This is a genomic window from Mangrovicoccus algicola, assembly GCF_014903745.1.
Classification (GTDB): domain Bacteria; phylum Pseudomonadota; class Alphaproteobacteria; order Rhodobacterales; family Rhodobacteraceae; genus Mangrovicoccus; species Mangrovicoccus algicola.
On record NZ_JACVXA010000019.1, the window covers coordinates 1 to 14840 of the forward strand.

Sequence of the window (14840 nt, forward strand, 5' to 3'; positions counted from 1 at the left end):
GGCGGCGTCGGCGCGGCCTCGGCTTCCGGCCGCGGCGGAGGCGGCGCGGCCGGGCGGAGCTCCGGCGGGGTCGCGGCAGGGGATGCGGGGCGGCCCGTCTCGATCTCCTGCAGGGCGCGCATGGCGGCACGCAGGTCGCCGATGGTCATCGCATCCTCCTGCCCCGCCCCGTCGCGGCCGCGCCGGATCGCCGCCTGGGTCACGGCAAGGATGAAGACTAGGACGGCGGGCAGAAGGTCGATGGCGATGGCCCCGGCCCAGGAGGGCACGAAATTCCCGGCATAGCGGATCACCGCATCGGCGGCGCTGATCGGCGTATAGGTCGTCTCGGCGGGCTCGGGCCGGGCCAGAACCTCGCCTGCGGCGGCCTGCAGCGACTGCGCCCGCGCATCGAGCGCCCCGGTGATCTGCCCCAGCGTGCTTTGCTGCCCCGCGCGGATATCCTCGGTGCGCCCGTCCAGCTCGGGCAGGACGACAGAGGCCGCCAGATCCTGCGCCGCACGCTCGACCAGCGGCGCGACCGAAAGCTGCCGCAGCGATGTGATCACGCCTGCCAGGCGCACGGATTCCTCGGAGAAGGTGACCGAACGGGCCTGGACCGGCCCCTGTTCGACCAGCAGCGTGCGCATCCGCCCCAGGATGGCATTGCCCTCCTCGAAAGCGGCGGCGATGGGCGCCTCCTGCGCGGCGATCTGGTCCTCCAGCGCGTTGAGCTCGGCCGATTTCTGGGTCAGCAGGCGGAACACCGCGCCGCGCCCGGCCGTGCCCGACAGGTTGCCCGCCTGTTCCTGCGCCCCCAGATCCTCGAACAGCTGGCGCGCGCGTTCGACATCGCGGCCTAGCCCCTGGGCCAGCACGGCGTTTTCATGGGCGCGTTCCAGCGAGGACTGGTAATCCTGCACGGTGCGCGCCAGGTGCTGCTCCACCGCGGCGCTGCCGGCCAGGGCGGTGGCATTCAGCCAGGAGGACATGGCGATGATCGCCGCGCAGCCAAGCGCGCCCGCCGCCATCAGCCCCGCAATGCCCGAGGGCGCGCGCATCGCCGGCAGCAGCCGCAGCAGGTAGGACCAGAAGACGAAGATGCCGACGGAGACGGCGATGGAATAGGCCAGCGCGGCCAGCATGTTCAGCGCGCCGTCGCCATCCAGCAGCTGGCTGACCCCCAGATAGGTGTAGATCCCCGAGGCCAGGGCCAGAACGCCGAGCGCGCCTGGGGTGAAACTGTCGAGCCAGCGCAGATGCGCCTCCAGCGCGCGGGCTTCGCGCAGGTCGCGCCGCTCGCCGCCGGGATCGGTCGGGGCGGGCGCATCGGTCTGTGCCGTCATGGGCGGATCCTCGGGCCGGGAGTGTTCATATCCGTTAACAGATATGCAACGCCGCCGGGGAATCCAGTCCCCGCCCCGCAGCTCAGCCCAGGCGCAGCCCGCCATCGACCTGCAGCCGCGCGCCGGTGATCTGGCCCGCCTCGTCCCCCAGCAGGAAGGCGATCGCGGCGGCGATCTCGGCGGGTTCGCTCATCCGTCCGGTGGGCGTGGCCGCCTGCACCGCGGCATGGCTGTCCCCGGCGATTGCCGCATGGCCGCCGCCCTCCTTGCGGGTGAAGCCCGGCACGACGCAATTGGCGGTGGCGCCATGCGGGGCCAGTTCCAGCGCCAGCACGTCGATCAGCGCCTCCAGCGCCGCCTTGGCGGCGGAGGTGCTGGCGAAGACATGCCCGCCTTTCCCGTGGACATGCGCGACGAAGGACGAGACCGCCACCACCCGCCCGCGCGGCGAGGCGCACAGGTCCGGCAGGGCGGCAGTGACAAGCGAGGCCAGCGCCGCGGGCATCAGCGCGAAATCCGCCATCAGCGCGGCGCGGGTCATGCCGGAAAACGTCGCCTTGCGCGCCTTCCCGGCATTGGCGACGATCTGGTCGATGGTGCCGAACCGCGCGCGCGCGGCGGCGACCAGCTGCAGGCAGGTCTCCTCCTGCGACAGGTCGCCGGTGCAGGTTCCGGTCCGTGCGCCAAGCGCGCGGCATTCGGCGGCCACGGCTTCCAGCGCATCGCCATTGCGGCCGGTATGCAGGAACAGAGAGATGCCTGGTCCGGCCAGCTTGCGGGCCAGGGCGGCGCCGATGCCGCTGGCCGCGCCCGTGATCAACACGGTTCGCGTAGAAGGTGAAGTCATTCAGTGCTTTCCGTTGCGCGGGCCGCGGCGGGTCGTGCCCGTCCCGCGATGCATCGGGTGAAAGGAGGCAGGGAATGCGTCCGTCCTGCAATCGGTATACGGTATACTATTTTATCGGGCAAGATCTTTTTGCCGCCGCTGCCCTGCTGCGCGCTCCGGCGCTTCAGGGTCGATCCGGTCCCATCATAGGGCATCCCCCGGGCCGAATCCCGGGACCGGGCGACGACGGGGACGGATTCGGCTGGCGCCCCGCAATCCTAGCGCTGCACGCTTATTGCATACAATCCCCCCGCATGAGAGACCCGTGATGACCGTCAGCGCGCCGCGAAACAGGGCAGAGCCCGGCCGCAGCCGCGAAATGCCGGTCAAAAAACAGGCATCCCTGATATCCCATTGCGACCGGGCCCTGCCGCCGCGGCCCGGTGTTGACAGGCCGGCCGGGCGCTCTGCAGGCTTCGGTCAGGGAATGCGGAAATCCGTCGGAAGACGCGCCTGCCCGGCGCCAAACAGCCAACGGGACGGATGATGAAACCAGAACACATGATCAGGGCGGCCCTGCTGGGTGCGGTCCTCGCCGCCGCGCAGCCGGCATTCGCCGCGGATATCGCCATCGCCATCGGTTCGGAGCCCTCGACGCTGGATCCGCAGCAGCGCGACGACGGCGACGAACGCGCGGTCACCGACAACATATACGAAACGCTCCTGGCCCGGGCGCCGGACGGCACGCTGGAGCCGGGGCTGGCCGCGGCGATGCCCGAACAGATCGACCCGCTGACCTGGGAATTCAAGCTGCGCGACGGCGTCAGCTTCCATAATGGCGAGCCCTTCGATGCGGATGCGGTCGTGGCCTCGGTGGCGCGGATCATCGACCCGGACTACGCCTCCGAGCAGATGGCCTATCTGTCGACCATCGCGGGCGCCGAGAAGGTCGACGACCTGACCGTGCGGATCATGACCGGCGATCCCGACCCGGTCCTGCCCGCCCGCATGTACTGGATGAAGATGGTCCCGGCGACCTATTCCGCCGATCCCGCCTTCGCCGAAAGCCCGGCAGGCACCGGCCCCTACAGGATCGCGGCCTGGAATCGCGGCGAGAGCATCGCGCTGGAGGCCAATCCCGATTACTGGGGCGGCGCGCCGGAGATCGACGGCGTGACCTACCGCTTCATCGCCGAGGGCGGATCGCGCGTCGCCGGGCTGATGGCGGGGGAACTGGACCTGGTGCGCAACCTCTATCCCGAATTCCTGGGCGCCGTGCCGAATTCCACCGCCGTGCCGGGGCTGGAAACCTCGGTCATCGTGCTGTCGACGGAGAACCCGGTGGTTTCCGACCCGAAGGTGCGCGAGGCGATGAACATCGCCATCGACCGCGAGGCGCTGGCCCAGGCGCTGTTCGCCGGAAGGGCGCAACCGGCGAAGGGCCAGCTGGTCAACCCGAAATCCTTCGGCTTCAACCCCGAGATCCGCGCCTATGACTACGATCCCGACCGCGCCCGCGCCCTGGTCGAGGAGGCGGGCGCCACCGGCCAGACCGTGACGCTGGTGGGCGAGGCCGGGCGCTGGCTGAAGGACCGCGAGCTGATCGAGGCGGTCGGCGCCTACTGGGCCGAGGCCGGGCTGACCGTCGACATCCATATCGAGGAATTCGGCGAATACCTGAACCAGCTCTTCGACAAGGATCACCGCCCCGACGCGATCTTCGTGGTCAATTCCGACGAGCTGCTGGATGCCGACCGGCCGCTGACCGCGGCGATGGAATACGGCGCCTCCTATGCCTCCAATGCCGACGAGGAGATGGCCGCGCAGATCCGGGCCGCCCGCGCCGAGACCGACGTGGAGGCGCGCAAGGCGCTTTATGGCGAGATCACGATGAAGGGGTACGAGCAGTCCTACCTGGTGCCGCTGCTGAACCAGGAGGACATCTACGCGATGAGCGACCGGCTGTCCTGGACGCCGCGCATCGATGCCAAGCTGCTGGTCAAGGAAATGTCCGTCTCCGAATGAGCGCCTCTTCCAGCCAAGACGCGCAGCCGCCCGGCGCGGCTGTGCGACATCCCAGTTCGAAGGACCAGGCCCGATGGCACAATTCCTGATCCGCCGCGCCCTGCAGGGGATGCTCGTCATCCTCGGGGTGACGCTGGTGGTCTTCGTCGCGACCCGCATGGTCGGCGATCCGGTGCAGATGATGCTGCCGCTTTCCGCATCGGCCGAACAGCGCGCCGCCTTCTCCCAGCAGCTGGGACTGGACCAGCCTCTGGGCACCCAGTTCCTGGCCTTCGTCGGCGACCTGCTGCGCTTCGATTTCGGCGACAGCCTGTGGCAGCGCCGCCCCGCGATCGAGATCGTGCTGACCAAGCTGCCCCGCACGCTGGAGCTGATCGCCGCCGGCTTCGGGTTCGCCGTGATCCTGGGCGTGCCGCTGGGGGCGCTGGCGGCGATGCGCCCCGACGGGCTGTGGGACCGCATCATCGTCAGCCTCAGCCTGATCGGCCTGTCGGTGCCACAATTCTGGCTGGGCCTGATCCTGGTCATGGTCTTCGCCGTCGGGCTGGGCCTGTTTCCGACCTCGGGCAGCGGCAGCCTTTCGCATCTGGTCCTGCCCGCGCTGACGCTGGGCATCCCGTCCATGGCGCGGATCATGATGCTGACGCGGTCCTCGGTGATCGCCGAGCTGAACCAGCAATATGTCCGCACCGCCCGCGCCCGCGGCTTGCCCTTCGCCCATATCCTCTTCGGCCATGCGATGCGCAATGCGCTGGTGCCGGTGCTGACCCTGGCCGGCTGGGAGGTGATCAGCGCCTGGGCCGGCTATACCGTCGTGGTGGAGACCGTCTTTGCCTGGCCCGGGCTCGGCATGACCGCCATGGGGGCGATCAACCATTCCGACATGTTCCTGCTGCAGGCGATCGTCTTCGTCGTGGCGCTCGGCATCGTGCTGGTCAGCCTGCTGCTCGACCTGCTCTACAAGCTCATCGATCCGCGCATCGACCTGGCCTGACCCATGAGCGCAACCGATTTCCCCCGCCCCGCCGCCCTGCGTCCCCGTCCCGCCATGCTGGCCGCGCCCGCGGGCTTCCTTGCCGAATTGTGGAAGGACAAGGCGGCCTTCGCAGGCTTCGCCTTTCTCATCCTCGTCGTGCTGGTGGCGATCTTCGCCCCGGTGCTCGCCCCGCATGATCCGGCCGCGCAATCGGTGCTGTCGCGCCTGACGCCCCCCGCCTGGACCGAACGCGGCAGCGCCGCGCATCTGCTGGGCACCGACATGCTGGGCCGCGACGTGTTCTCGCGGCTGCTTCACGGGGCACGCGCCTCGCTGATGGTGGGCGTCTCGGTCGTGCTGCTGGCAGGCAGCGCGGGCGTCGCGCTGGGGCTGGTCGCGGGCTATCGCGGCGGGCGCACCGACACCGTCATCATGCGCGTCGTCGATGTCTTCGTGGCCTTTCCGGGGCTTCTGCTGACGCTTCTGCTGGTGGCGATGATCGGGCCCTCCACCTCCACCATGATCGTGGTGCTCGCCTTCTCCAACTGGATGATCTACACGCGGCTGGTGCGCGGCATCGTCCTGTCGATGCGCGCCACGCCCTTCATCGAGGCGGCCGAGGTGCTGGGCTGCGGGCCGGGGCGGATCCTGCGGCTGCATATCCTGCCCAACCTGATCCCGCCGCTGCTGACGCTGGCGATCCTGGAATTCACCAACATCCTGCTGGCCGAGGCGGCGCTGAGCTTTCTCGGGCTGGGGGTGCAGCCCCCCGATACCAGCTGGGGCCTCGATATCGCCAATGGCAAGAACTACATGCTGATCGCCTGGTGGCCGATCACCTTTCCCGGCCTCGCCATCGCCGCCACCGTCCTTTCCGTCAATCTCTTCGCCAGCTGGCTGCGGGTCACCACCGACCCCGCCGAGCGCGAGAAGCGTCATGCCCGCGGCCGTGCGCGGGCCCTGCGCAGGACCTCTTCCGAGAATGGGTAGCCCTATCGCCATGACCAGACCCGATCCGACCCCGATCCTGGAACTCCGCAACCTGGAGGTCTGCTTCGACACCCGCGCGGGCATCGTCCGCGGGCTGCGCGGCGTCAGCTTCGCGCTGGAGCCCGGCAAGACCTTAGCGCTGGTCGGCGAAAGCGGATCGGGCAAGAGCGTCACCGCCTCGGCCGTCATGGGGCTGATCCAGCTGCCCGGGGCGATCACCGGCGGCGACATCCTGTGGAAGGGCGAAAGCCTGCTGGGCCGGGCGGGGGCGCGCCGCGCGGCCCGGCTGCGCGGCAAGCAGATGTCGATGGTCTTCCAAGACCCGATGACCTCGCTCGACCCGCTGATGTCGATCGGCGCCCATCTGGTCGAGGTGCAGCGGCGGCACCTGGGCCTGTCGCGGCGCGCGGCGGCGGCACGGGGGGCGGAGCTGCTGGACGCGGTCGGCATCACCGATCCTGCCCGCCGCATGGGCCAGCATCCCCACGAGCTGTCCGGCGGAATGCGCCAGAGGGTGATGATCGCCCTGGCCATCGCCTGCGAGCCCGAGCTCCTGATCGCCGACGAGCCGACCACCGCGCTGGATGTCACGATCCAGGCGCAGGTGCTGGACCTTCTGGCGGATCTGCAGCGCGACATGGGCCTGTCGATCCTGCTGATCACCCATGACCTGGGCGTGGTCGCCGGGCTGTGCGAGGAGGTGGCGGTGATGTATGCCGGCGAGATCGTCGAGACCGGCGCCGCCGACGACCTGTTCGGCCGGGCGCGCCATCCCTATACGCAGGGGCTGGTGCGGGCGACGCCGCGGCTGACCGACCGGTCCGAGCGGCTGGTTTCCATCGACGGGGCGCCTCCGGGGCTTCTGGATCCGCCCTCGGGCTGTGCCTTCGCGCCGCGCTGTCCGCAGACCACCGGCGCCTGTGCCGCGCGGCCGCCGCTGCGCGCGGCGCCCGGCGGGCACGGCGCCCATGCCTGCTGGAACGCCCGCCCCGCCGCCTGGGAGCCTGCCGCCCGCCCCGTGCAGAAGGCCAGTTTCGCATGACCCGCTTTCCCGGACCGATCCGCGCGCAGGACCCCGCCCCCGCGCCGCTGCCCCTGCTGTCGGTGCGCGGCCTGGCCGTCGATTTCGACGGGCCGCGCTCCAGGATATGGGGGCCGCCCAGTCGCGTCCGCGTGCTGGAGGACATCTCCTTCGACCTGGCCCCGGGCGAGACGCTGGGACTGGTGGGCGAAAGCGGATCCGGCAAGTCGACGCTGGGCCGCGCGGTGCTGCGCCGCCTGCCGCTGGCCGACGGACGCATCGTCTTCGACGGGCGCGACATCACCCATCTGCCGCTGGCCGAAAGGCGGGCGCTGTCGCGCGACATCCAGATGGTGTTCCAGGACCCCTATACCAGCCTCAATCCGCGCATGACCGTGCTGGAGCTGATCGCCGAGCCGCTGATCGTGCACGGGCTGGCGCCCGGCCCCGAGGCGGCGCGCGACCGCGTCGCGGAACTGCTGCGGCTGGTCAACCTGCCCCCCGAGAATATCGACCGCTTCCCCCACGGTTTCTCGGGCGGGCAGCGCCAGAGGATCGGCATCGCCCGGGCGCTTGCGCTGCGGCCCAAGCTGATCATCGCGGATGAACCGGTCTCGGCGCTGGACGTGTCGGTGCGCGCGCAGGTGGTCAACCTGATGCAGGATCTGCAGCAGGAACTGGGGATCAGCTATCTCTTCGTCGCCCATGACCTCAGCATCGTGCGCCATATCTCGCACCGGATCGCGATCCTGCATCGCGGCCGCATGGTGGAGATGGCCGATTGCGACACGCTGTATGACAGCCCGGCCCATCCCTATACCTCGACGCTCCTGCAGGCGGTGCCCGAACCCGATCCGCGCCATCGCCGCGGCACGCCCACCGCCCCGCCCCCGGCGCCGCGCATGGCCGATCTGGTGATGGAGGGCGGGGCCTGCCGCTATTGCCGGTCCTGTCCCAAAGTGGCCGATCGCTGCCATGCGGAGGCCCCGGCCCTGGCGCGGCAGCCGGGCCGGGACCGGTGGGTCGCCTGCTGGGAGGCCTGAGCCCGGCGGGCTCAGCCCAGCTGCGCAATGCCGTCCTTGCGGCGGTCGCTGCCGGCGACCAGCCCGCCATCGGGGCGCCGCATCACCATCTGGGCGCCGCCGTAATCGTTGCGCCCGGCCATGTCGCCCGCCCCCGCCCCGTCGCGGAACCCGGCGCGCGCCAGCGCCGGGGCGATGCCGGGGGCGGTGCCCGGCTCCAGCGCCACGGCGTCATCGCGCTCCAGCCGCCAGCGCGGCGCATCGATCGCCGCCTGCACCCCCTGCCCCCAGGCGGCGATGCGGGTAATCAGCTGGACATGGCCCTGCGGCTGCATCGGTCCGCCCACCACGCCGAAGACCGCATGGGTGCGCCCGTCCTTCAGCGCCGCTGCCGGGATGACGGTGTGATAGGGCCGCTTGCCCGGGGCGGCTCCGTTGACATGGCCGGGCGCCGAGAAGCCATGGCCGCGATTCTGCAGGCAGATGCCCAGCTCCGGCACCCCGATCCCCGAACCGAAGCGCTTGAAGATGCTGGACATCAGCGTCACGGCAAAGCCCTGCGCGTCGATGATCGCGGTGCAGACGGTATTGCCCGCCGGATCGGCCACGACGCGGCGCGCCTCGCGCATGCCGTCGCGGGTCGCCTCGACGATCTTCACCGTGGTTTCGGGATCCTCCATGGGCAGCGCCTCGCCCTCAAGCCGCCCCAGCGCGTCAAGCACGCCCAGCCCGTGGCTGTTCGGCGGGCATTCGAGGATCTTCAGCCCGCGGAACGCCCGGCGGATCGGCAGGTCGAAATTGCCCTGATGCGCCGCCAGGTCGCCCTCGTCCAGAAGCGCCCCGGCCTGCCGCGCGGCCCGCGCGATGGCGGCAGAGGCTGTGCCCTCGTAGAAGGCCGACGGGCCGGCGGCGGCGATCTCCTCCAGCAGCCGCGCGAGCGCGGGATTGGCGAAATGCGCCCCGGCCGCCGGAATGGCGTCGCCGCGATAGATGGCATGCGATCCGGGATCGCCGCGAACCACATCGGCGAACAGCGCCCATTCCCGCGCGCAGACCGGCCCGACGGCAAAGCCCGCGCGCGCCAAGCGGATCGCCGGGGCCAGCAGCCGGGCGAAATCCAGCCGCCCGAACCGCGCATGCAGGTCGGCCCAGCCCTGCACCGCCCCGGGCACCGTCACCGACAGCGGGTGGCGCTCGGGGATGCGGCGGCCGGGCAGCGCCTCGACCATCGCCGCGCGCAGCGCCGCGGGGGCGCGGCCGGTGCCGTTATAGGTCAGCGGCGCCTCCCCCGGCGGCAGCAGCATCGCGGCAAGATCGCCGCCCAGCCCGGTCGCCATCGGCTCCACCACCCCCATGACCGCATCCGCGGCGATGGCGGCATCCACCGCCGAGCCTCCCGCCGCCAGCATCGTCAGCGCGGCCTCCGCCGCGGCGGGATGGCCCGTGGCGACGGCGGCACCGGGAGCGGCAGGCGGGCGGGGATCGGGAACGGGCATGGCGGGGTCCTCGGCCGGGCGGTTGAGTCGTATTTTTCCGTATATTGCATACCGGCAAGCAGCAATCAGGCAAGGTACATCCGCGACACATGCCGATAATGGCTATTTTGCACGCAAAAATGGGCCATCTTCGACCAGGTATTTCCAGTAGACAGTGATGACGGTATACAATATGGTGAATCGCAGGCAAGGCAGCCTTCCAGGCAGACCGCCCCGACAGCCCCTCTCATGAAAGGACCGCGATCTTGACCGAGCTTCTGACCCCCGACGAATTGCGCACCGCTCTGGAACAGGCCATCAAGGGCAAGAGCGCCAACCAGTCCCCGTTCAGCCTGGCCTGGGCCTCGGGCAAACTCAGCCGCGACCACCTGTCCCGCTGGGCCGAGAACCACTATCATTATGTCGGGCCCTTCGCCGACTACCTGGCCTATGTCTATGCCCGCCTGCCGGAGCATTACACCGAGGCCAAGGACTTCATGCTGCAGAACATGTATGAAGAGGAAATCGGCGGCGACCGCCATACCGACCTGCTGGTCCGCTTTGCCGAGGCCTGCGGCACCACGCGCGAACGCGTCACCGATCCCGACAACATGAGCGCCACCACCCGCGCGCTGCAGAGCTGGTGCTATTGCGTGGCCATGCGCGAGGATCCGATCGTCGCCATCGCCGGGCTGGTCGTGGGCCTGGAGAGCCAGGTCCCCTCGATCTACCGCAAGCAGACCCCGACGCTGCGCGACACCTACGGCTTCACCGATGAAGAGGTCGAGTTCTTCGACCTGCATATCGTCTCGGACGAAATCCACGGCGAACGCGGCTACCAGATCGTGCTGGAACATGCCCGCACCGTCGAGATGCAGCAGAAATGCCTGAAGATCTGCGAGATCGGCGCGCAGATGCGGCTGCTCTACACCACCGCGCTGTACAACGACTATGTCGGCGCCGAGGTGCCGCTGGCCGATCTGGGCCTGGCCGCCTGATCCATCCCCGGGCGGGCGCCCTGCCCGCCCCCGCGAAGGAGACCCCATGCCGAAGGTCATTCTGCACAAGGGCGGCACCACCTACGAGGACGAGGTCGACCCCAATACCAATCTCGTGGTCCGCGCCGGGATCCGCAAGTTTCCCTATCCCAACCTCGCCTACAAATGCGGCATGGGGAAATGCGCGACCTGCAGCTGCCGCATCCTGGGCGGCGCCGAACACCTGGAGGCGCCGAACTGGAAGGAGAAGCGCCAGCTGGGCGACAAGCTGGAGGATGGCTATCGCCTCGTCTGCCAGCTGTGGATCACCGAGGATATCGAACTGGCCCAGGACGCCTGAGCCCCCACCCGAGCCGCCACACTGAGCCCCAGAGCGAGGACAGAAATGTATGTCATCCTGACCAACAAGCCCGGAGAGTTCCGCACCGAGATGACCGAAGGCGTCACGCAGGTGGAATCCTGGGATTACATCTTCTACGGGCGCAAGCGGGCGAATTTCACCATCGCCCGGATCGAGGGCGCCCCGCGCATCACCATCGTCGAGGATGCGCCGCCGCAGATCGTCAACCGCGTGCCCTCCAAGCTGTTCGAGGCCTTCGACACGCTGGAGGAGGCCCGCGCCGAGCTGAACACGCTGACCCATTACGGCAGCATGGATATCGAGCTGCGCGCAGCCTCGTGAAGGAGTGACCCCCATGGACGGTAGCGACGCGACGCTGACGATCACCTTCGTCACAAATGACAACAAGCAGGTGACCGCCCCCGCCGACAGCAACCTGTTGCGCATGTCGATCCGCGAGAAGGGGGGCATCCCCTTCAAATGCGGCGGCGGGCTGTGCGGCACCTGCCGCTGCCGGATCGCCGAGGGGGTCGAGAATACCGACAGGATCAAGCCGAAGGAGCGCAAGCATCTTTCGGAGGACGACTTCGCCCAGGGCTATCGCATGGCCTGCCAGACCTTCCTGACCGGCGACGTCAAGGTCGTCTGGGGCGAGTAGAGACAGGACCAGCACATGACCATCGCAACCGCCCCAGAGCGCATGGGCGCCCCGGCCGACCGGACCGGCGCGCCGCAGCATCTGAACTTCATCGCCGGGCAATGGCGCGCCGCCGAAGGCGGCGCGCAGTTCGAGAACCGCAACCCCGCCGACCTGTCGGACCTGATCGGGCATTTTCCGGACTCGGGCGCGGCGGACGTGGCCGCGGCGGTCGCAGGCGTTGCCGAAGCGCAGCCCGCCTGGGCGGCGGCCAGCCCCGAGGCCCGCGCCGACATGCTGTACCGCGCTGCCGAGATCATCGCCGCGCGCACGCCCGGGATCGCCGCCGAGCTGACCCGCGAGGAAGGCAAGACGCTTGCCGAGGCCACGAACGAGACCAGCCGGATCGCCGCCAATTTCCGCTTCTATGCCGGGGAGGCGCTGCGGCTGAAGGGCGAGACCTACCCGGCGCCCGGCGGGCAGATGGTGCTGTCGCTGCGCCAGCCCGTCGGCACGGTGGCGGTGATCACGCCCTGGAATTTCCCGCTGTCGATGGCCGCGCGCAAGATCGCCCCGGCGCTGGCGGCGGGCAATGCGGTGGTCTTCAAGCCCTCCGAGGTCTCGCCGCTGATGGGGCAGCGCCTGGTGGAAGTGCTGCTGGAGGCCGGGCTGCCGCAAGGGCTGATCGCGCTGGTCCATGGCAAGGGTCCGACCGTCGGCCGGGCGATCACCGCCGCAGAGGGCATCGATGCGCTGACCTTCACCGGCTCCTATGCGGTCGGCGCGCAGATCCAGGCGGCGCTCGGCACCGACACCCGCTGCCAGCTGGAGATGGGCGGCAAGAACGCGACGCTGGTTCTGGAGGATGCCGATATCGCGAAGGCGGCGGGCATCATCCTCAAGGGGGCGTTCGGCCTGAGCGGCCAGGCCTGCACCGGCACCAGCCGCGTGCTGGTCGCGCGACCGCTGCATGACGCCCTGCTGGGCAGGCTGGCCGCCGCCGCCGAGGCCGTCGTGATCGGTCCGGGCGACCGGGCGGGCGTCACCATGGGCCCGCTGGCCACGGCGGCGCAGCTGGAAAAGGTCGGCCGCTATCTCGACATCGCCCGCGACGAGGGCGCCGAGATCGTCACCGGCGGCCTCCCGGATCAGGGCGAGCTGCCCGAGGGCCACTGGATCCGCCCCACCGTGATCGCAGGCGTCAAGCGCGGCAGCCTCCTGCTGAAGGACGAGATCTTCGCCCCGGTCGTGGCGCTCTGCCCCTTCGACACGCTGGAGGAGGCGCTGGAAATCGCCGATGACACCGAATACGGGCTGGCCCTGTCGGTCGTGTCGGATCACCTGCCCTCGGTGCTGAAAATCGCCGAGGCGACCCGGCACGGCATCGTCAAGGTGAATGCCCCCACCACCGGCGTCGCGCTGAACGCCCCCTTCGGCGGGGTCAAGCATTCCTCGAACCAGAGCGCGAAGGAACAGGGCGGCGCAAACGTGATGGAATTCTACAGCAGCCTCAAGACGGTCTATCTCGGGGCCTGAATGGACGCGCTCGTCTCGCTTGCCGGGGGCAGCCTGCTGGGCCCCCATTTCCTGGCCATGGCGGCGATGGTCTTCGTCGCGGCCATCCTGCAGGGGGTGGGCGGGCTGGGCTTCGCCATGTTCTCGGCCCCCATCTCGGCGCTGTTCTTCCCCGAACTGGCGCCGGGCGTGCTGCTGGTGCTGGGGGGCTGCGTCGCCACGATGGTCCTGCTGCGCGAAAGATCCGCCATAGATTTCGGCTCCGTGGGGTCCATGGTGTCGGGGCGGCTGATCGGCAACCTGCTGGCGGTGGGGCTTCTGGCCTCGCTCAGCGTGGCGATGTTCAACGCGCTTTTCGGGGTGATGATCCTGCTGGGCGTGGCGCTGAGCTATAGCGGCTGGCGGGTGGAGGCGAACTGGCGCAACCTGGGCGCGGCGGGGGTGCTGTCGGGGATCATGGGCACGATCACCTCCTCCGGCGCGCCGCCCTATGCGATCGTCATGCAGAACGCGCCGCCCGCCATCCTGCGCGCGACGCTGAACACCACCTTCCTCTTCGGCGCGCTCTCCTCGCTGGCGCTTCTGGCGGCGATCGGGCGCTTCGGCTGGCCGCAGCTGATGCTGGGGCTGATGCTGTTTCCGGCGCTGTACCTGGGATTCCGCGTCTCCACCCCCATCGCGCGCCACGTGCCGCGCGCGGCGATCCGCCATTTCCTGCTGGGCCTCTCGGGGCTCAGCGCCGCCGGGCTGCTGCTGCGTGCCCTGATGTGAGCGACATGCACCATTATACAGATGACCAGATCGCGGGCTGCCTCAGCCCCGCCGAGGCCGAGACCTGCCTCGCCGCCGCCTTCCGCGCCTTCGGCCGGGGCGAGGCGGCCGTGCAGGACCGCATCCGGACCGAGGCGGGCGGCGTCAAGCTTTCCACCATGGGGGCGGTGCTGCCGGGGACGGGGGTCGCGGGGGCGAAGGTCTATACCACGATCGCCGGACAGTTCAGCTTCGTCATCCTGCTTTTCTGTGCCGAAACCGGACGGCCGCTGGCGACGATGGAGGCCAATGCGATCACCGCGATCCGCTCGCCTGCCGCCTCGGTCCTGGCCGCGCGGCACCTGGCGCGACCCGACAGCCGCGTGCTGGCGGTCTTCGGCACAGGCGTCCAGGGGCGCGCCCATCTGGCCCATTTCGCCGCCGCCTATCCCCTGACGGAGGCGCTGGTGGTGTCGCGCCGGGACGATCCCGCGCTGGCGGCGGCGCTGTCGGAAGAGGCCGGGCTGCCGGTGCGGATGTGCATCGCGGCCGAGGCGGCCGCCCGCGCCGATATCCTGGTGACCGCGACCCGCAGCGCCGTGCCGGTCCTTTCCGGGCGCGACCTGCGCCCCGGCCAGTTCATCGCCGCGATGGGGTCGAGCCTGCCCCATACCCGCGAACTCGACGACGCGGCCCTGTCGCGCGCGGCGGTTCTGGCCATGGACTGGATCCCCCAGACCAGCCGCGAGGCAGGCGATATCGTGATGGCCGATCCCGCGGCCCTGGCCCGGCCCCGCCAGGTGGATCTCAAGGATCTTGCCGCGGGCCTGACCGCCGGTCGCGGCAATGCCGGGGAAATCGCGATCTTCAAATCCGTGGGCACCGGGCTTCAGGATATCGCCGTAGCCGCGGCGGTCCATGCGCGGCTGTCCGGCTGAGC

At 69.9% G+C, this 14840-nt stretch carries 15 protein-coding genes; 12 read left to right on the top strand and 3 right to left on the bottom strand.

Annotation, left to right across the window (positions count from 1 at the left end; all coding sequences use genetic code 11):
* Both ICN82_RS08115 and ICN82_RS08120 read right to left on the bottom strand, forming a co-directional pair.
* A partial coding sequence (locus ICN82_RS08115) for a hypothetical protein (RefSeq protein WP_226898370.1) occupies positions 1–1325 on the bottom strand: 1325 nt, incomplete at its 3' end.
* An 82-nt stretch (positions 1326–1407) separates the two neighbouring features.
* Positions 1408–2172 (bottom strand): SDR family NAD(P)-dependent oxidoreductase, encoded by a 765-nt coding sequence (locus tag ICN82_RS08120; RefSeq protein ID WP_193181555.1) that lies wholly within the window; start codon positions 2170–2172, stop codon positions 1408–1410.
* Between the two features lie 525 nt (positions 2173–2697).
* Between ICN82_RS08120 and ICN82_RS08125 the strand changes: the two genes are divergently transcribed.
* From ICN82_RS08125 to ICN82_RS08145, 5 genes are all read left to right on the top strand, one after another.
* Positions 2698–4176: an ABC transporter substrate-binding protein gene (locus ICN82_RS08125; protein WP_226898371.1), complete on the top strand. Its 1479-nt coding sequence runs from the start codon at positions 2698–2700 to the stop codon at positions 4174–4176.
* A 73-nt stretch (positions 4177–4249) separates the two neighbouring features.
* A complete protein-coding gene (locus ICN82_RS08130; RefSeq protein ID WP_193181556.1) occupies positions 4250–5170 on the top strand; it encodes an ABC transporter permease in 921 nt (306 codons plus the stop codon).
* A 3-nt stretch (positions 5171–5173) separates the two neighbouring features.
* Entirely contained in the window at positions 5174–6142 is a 969-nt protein-coding gene (locus tag ICN82_RS08135) for an ABC transporter permease (RefSeq protein WP_193181557.1), read from the top strand.
* A 10-nt stretch (positions 6143–6152) separates the two neighbouring features.
* Positions 6153–7184 (top strand): ABC transporter ATP-binding protein, encoded by a 1032-nt coding sequence (locus tag ICN82_RS08140; RefSeq protein WP_193181558.1) that lies wholly within the window; start codon positions 6153–6155, stop codon positions 7182–7184.
* Positions 7181–8206 (top strand): ABC transporter ATP-binding protein, encoded by a 1026-nt coding sequence (locus ICN82_RS08145; protein ID WP_193181559.1) that lies wholly within the window; start codon positions 7181–7183, stop codon positions 8204–8206. The genes ICN82_RS08140 and ICN82_RS08145 overlap by 4 nt, the downstream gene beginning before the upstream one ends.
* Before the next feature lie 11 nt (positions 8207–8217).
* On the opposite strand, the gene ICN82_RS08150 is transcribed toward ICN82_RS08145, so the two are convergent.
* Positions 8218–9681, bottom strand: a complete 1464-nt coding sequence (locus ICN82_RS08150; RefSeq protein ID WP_193181560.1) for a gamma-glutamyltransferase family protein — start codon at positions 9679–9681, stop codon at positions 8218–8220.
* Between the two features lie 245 nt (positions 9682–9926).
* Here ICN82_RS08150 and ICN82_RS08155 point away from each other — a divergent pair, with 245 nt between their 5' ends.
* Genes ICN82_RS08155 through ICN82_RS08185 form a run of 7 tightly spaced genes read left to right on the top strand, consistent with a single transcriptional unit; the run spans position 9927 to position 14838 of the window.
* Positions 9927–10658 carry a TenA family transcriptional regulator gene (locus ICN82_RS08155; RefSeq protein WP_193181561.1) on the top strand — a complete coding sequence of 244 codons (732 nt, stop codon included), beginning with the start codon at positions 9927–9929 and terminating at the stop codon, positions 10656–10658.
* Positions 10659–10704: 46 nt separating this feature from the next.
* Positions 10705–10998 (top strand): 2Fe-2S iron-sulfur cluster-binding protein, encoded by a 294-nt coding sequence (locus ICN82_RS08160; protein ID WP_193181562.1) that lies wholly within the window; start codon positions 10705–10707, stop codon positions 10996–10998.
* Positions 10999–11043: 45 nt separating this feature from the next.
* Positions 11044–11340, top strand: coding sequence for a ferredoxin (locus ICN82_RS08165; RefSeq protein WP_193181564.1), 297 nt, complete (start codon positions 11044–11046; stop codon positions 11338–11340).
* A gap of 13 nt (positions 11341–11353) precedes the next feature.
* Positions 11354–11656, top strand: coding sequence for a 2Fe-2S iron-sulfur cluster-binding protein (locus tag ICN82_RS08170; protein ID WP_193181567.1), 303 nt, complete (start codon positions 11354–11356; stop codon positions 11654–11656).
* Positions 11657–11671: 15 nt separating this feature from the next.
* Positions 11672–13171 carry an aldehyde dehydrogenase family protein gene (locus tag ICN82_RS08175; RefSeq protein ID WP_226898372.1) on the top strand — a complete coding sequence of 500 codons (1500 nt, stop codon included), beginning with the start codon at positions 11672–11674 and terminating at the stop codon, positions 13169–13171.
* Positions 13172–13921: a sulfite exporter TauE/SafE family protein gene (locus ICN82_RS08180; protein ID WP_193181569.1), complete on the top strand. Its 750-nt coding sequence runs from the start codon at positions 13172–13174 to the stop codon at positions 13919–13921.
* Between the two features lie 5 nt (positions 13922–13926).
* On the top strand, positions 13927–14838 hold the full coding sequence (locus ICN82_RS08185; protein ID WP_193181571.1) for an ornithine cyclodeaminase family protein: 912 nt from the start codon (positions 13927–13929) through the stop codon (positions 14836–14838).
* Positions 14839–14840: the final 2 nt, after the last annotated feature.

Excerpts from the sequence above, each read along its gene's own strand:
- ICN82_RS08145 (WP_193181559.1), top strand. The coding sequence starts at position 7,181 with ATGACCCGCTTTCCCGGACCGATCCGCGCGCAGGACCCCGCCCCCGCG.
- ICN82_RS08120 (WP_193181555.1), bottom strand. The coding sequence starts at position 2,172 with ATGACTTCACCTTCTACGCGAACCGTGTTGATCACGGGCGCGGCCAGC.
- ICN82_RS08160 (WP_193181562.1), top strand. The coding sequence starts at position 10,705 with ATGCCGAAGGTCATTCTGCACAAGGGCGGCACCACCTACGAGGACGAG.
- ICN82_RS08130 (WP_193181556.1), top strand. The coding sequence starts at position 4,250 with ATGGCACAATTCCTGATCCGCCGCGCCCTGCAGGGGATGCTCGTCATC.
- ICN82_RS08140 (WP_193181558.1), top strand. The coding sequence starts at position 6,153 with ATGACCAGACCCGATCCGACCCCGATCCTGGAACTCCGCAACCTGGAG.
- ICN82_RS08125 (WP_226898371.1), top strand. The coding sequence starts at position 2,698 with ATGAAACCAGAACACATGATCAGGGCGGCCCTGCTGGGTGCGGTCCTC.
- ICN82_RS08135 (WP_193181557.1), top strand. The coding sequence starts at position 5,174 with ATGAGCGCAACCGATTTCCCCCGCCCCGCCGCCCTGCGTCCCCGTCCC.
- ICN82_RS08180 (WP_193181569.1), top strand. The coding sequence starts at position 13,172 with ATGGACGCGCTCGTCTCGCTTGCCGGGGGCAGCCTGCTGGGCCCCCAT.
- ICN82_RS08185 (WP_193181571.1), top strand. The coding sequence starts at position 13,927 with ATGCACCATTATACAGATGACCAGATCGCGGGCTGCCTCAGCCCCGCC.
- ICN82_RS08150 (WP_193181560.1), bottom strand. The coding sequence starts at position 9,681 with ATGCCCGTTCCCGATCCCCGCCCGCCTGCCGCTCCCGGTGCCGCCGTC.
- ICN82_RS08175 (WP_226898372.1), top strand. The coding sequence starts at position 11,672 with ATGACCATCGCAACCGCCCCAGAGCGCATGGGCGCCCCGGCCGACCGG.
- ICN82_RS08165 (WP_193181564.1), top strand. The coding sequence starts at position 11,044 with ATGTATGTCATCCTGACCAACAAGCCCGGAGAGTTCCGCACCGAGATG.
- ICN82_RS08170 (WP_193181567.1), top strand. The coding sequence starts at position 11,354 with ATGGACGGTAGCGACGCGACGCTGACGATCACCTTCGTCACAAATGAC.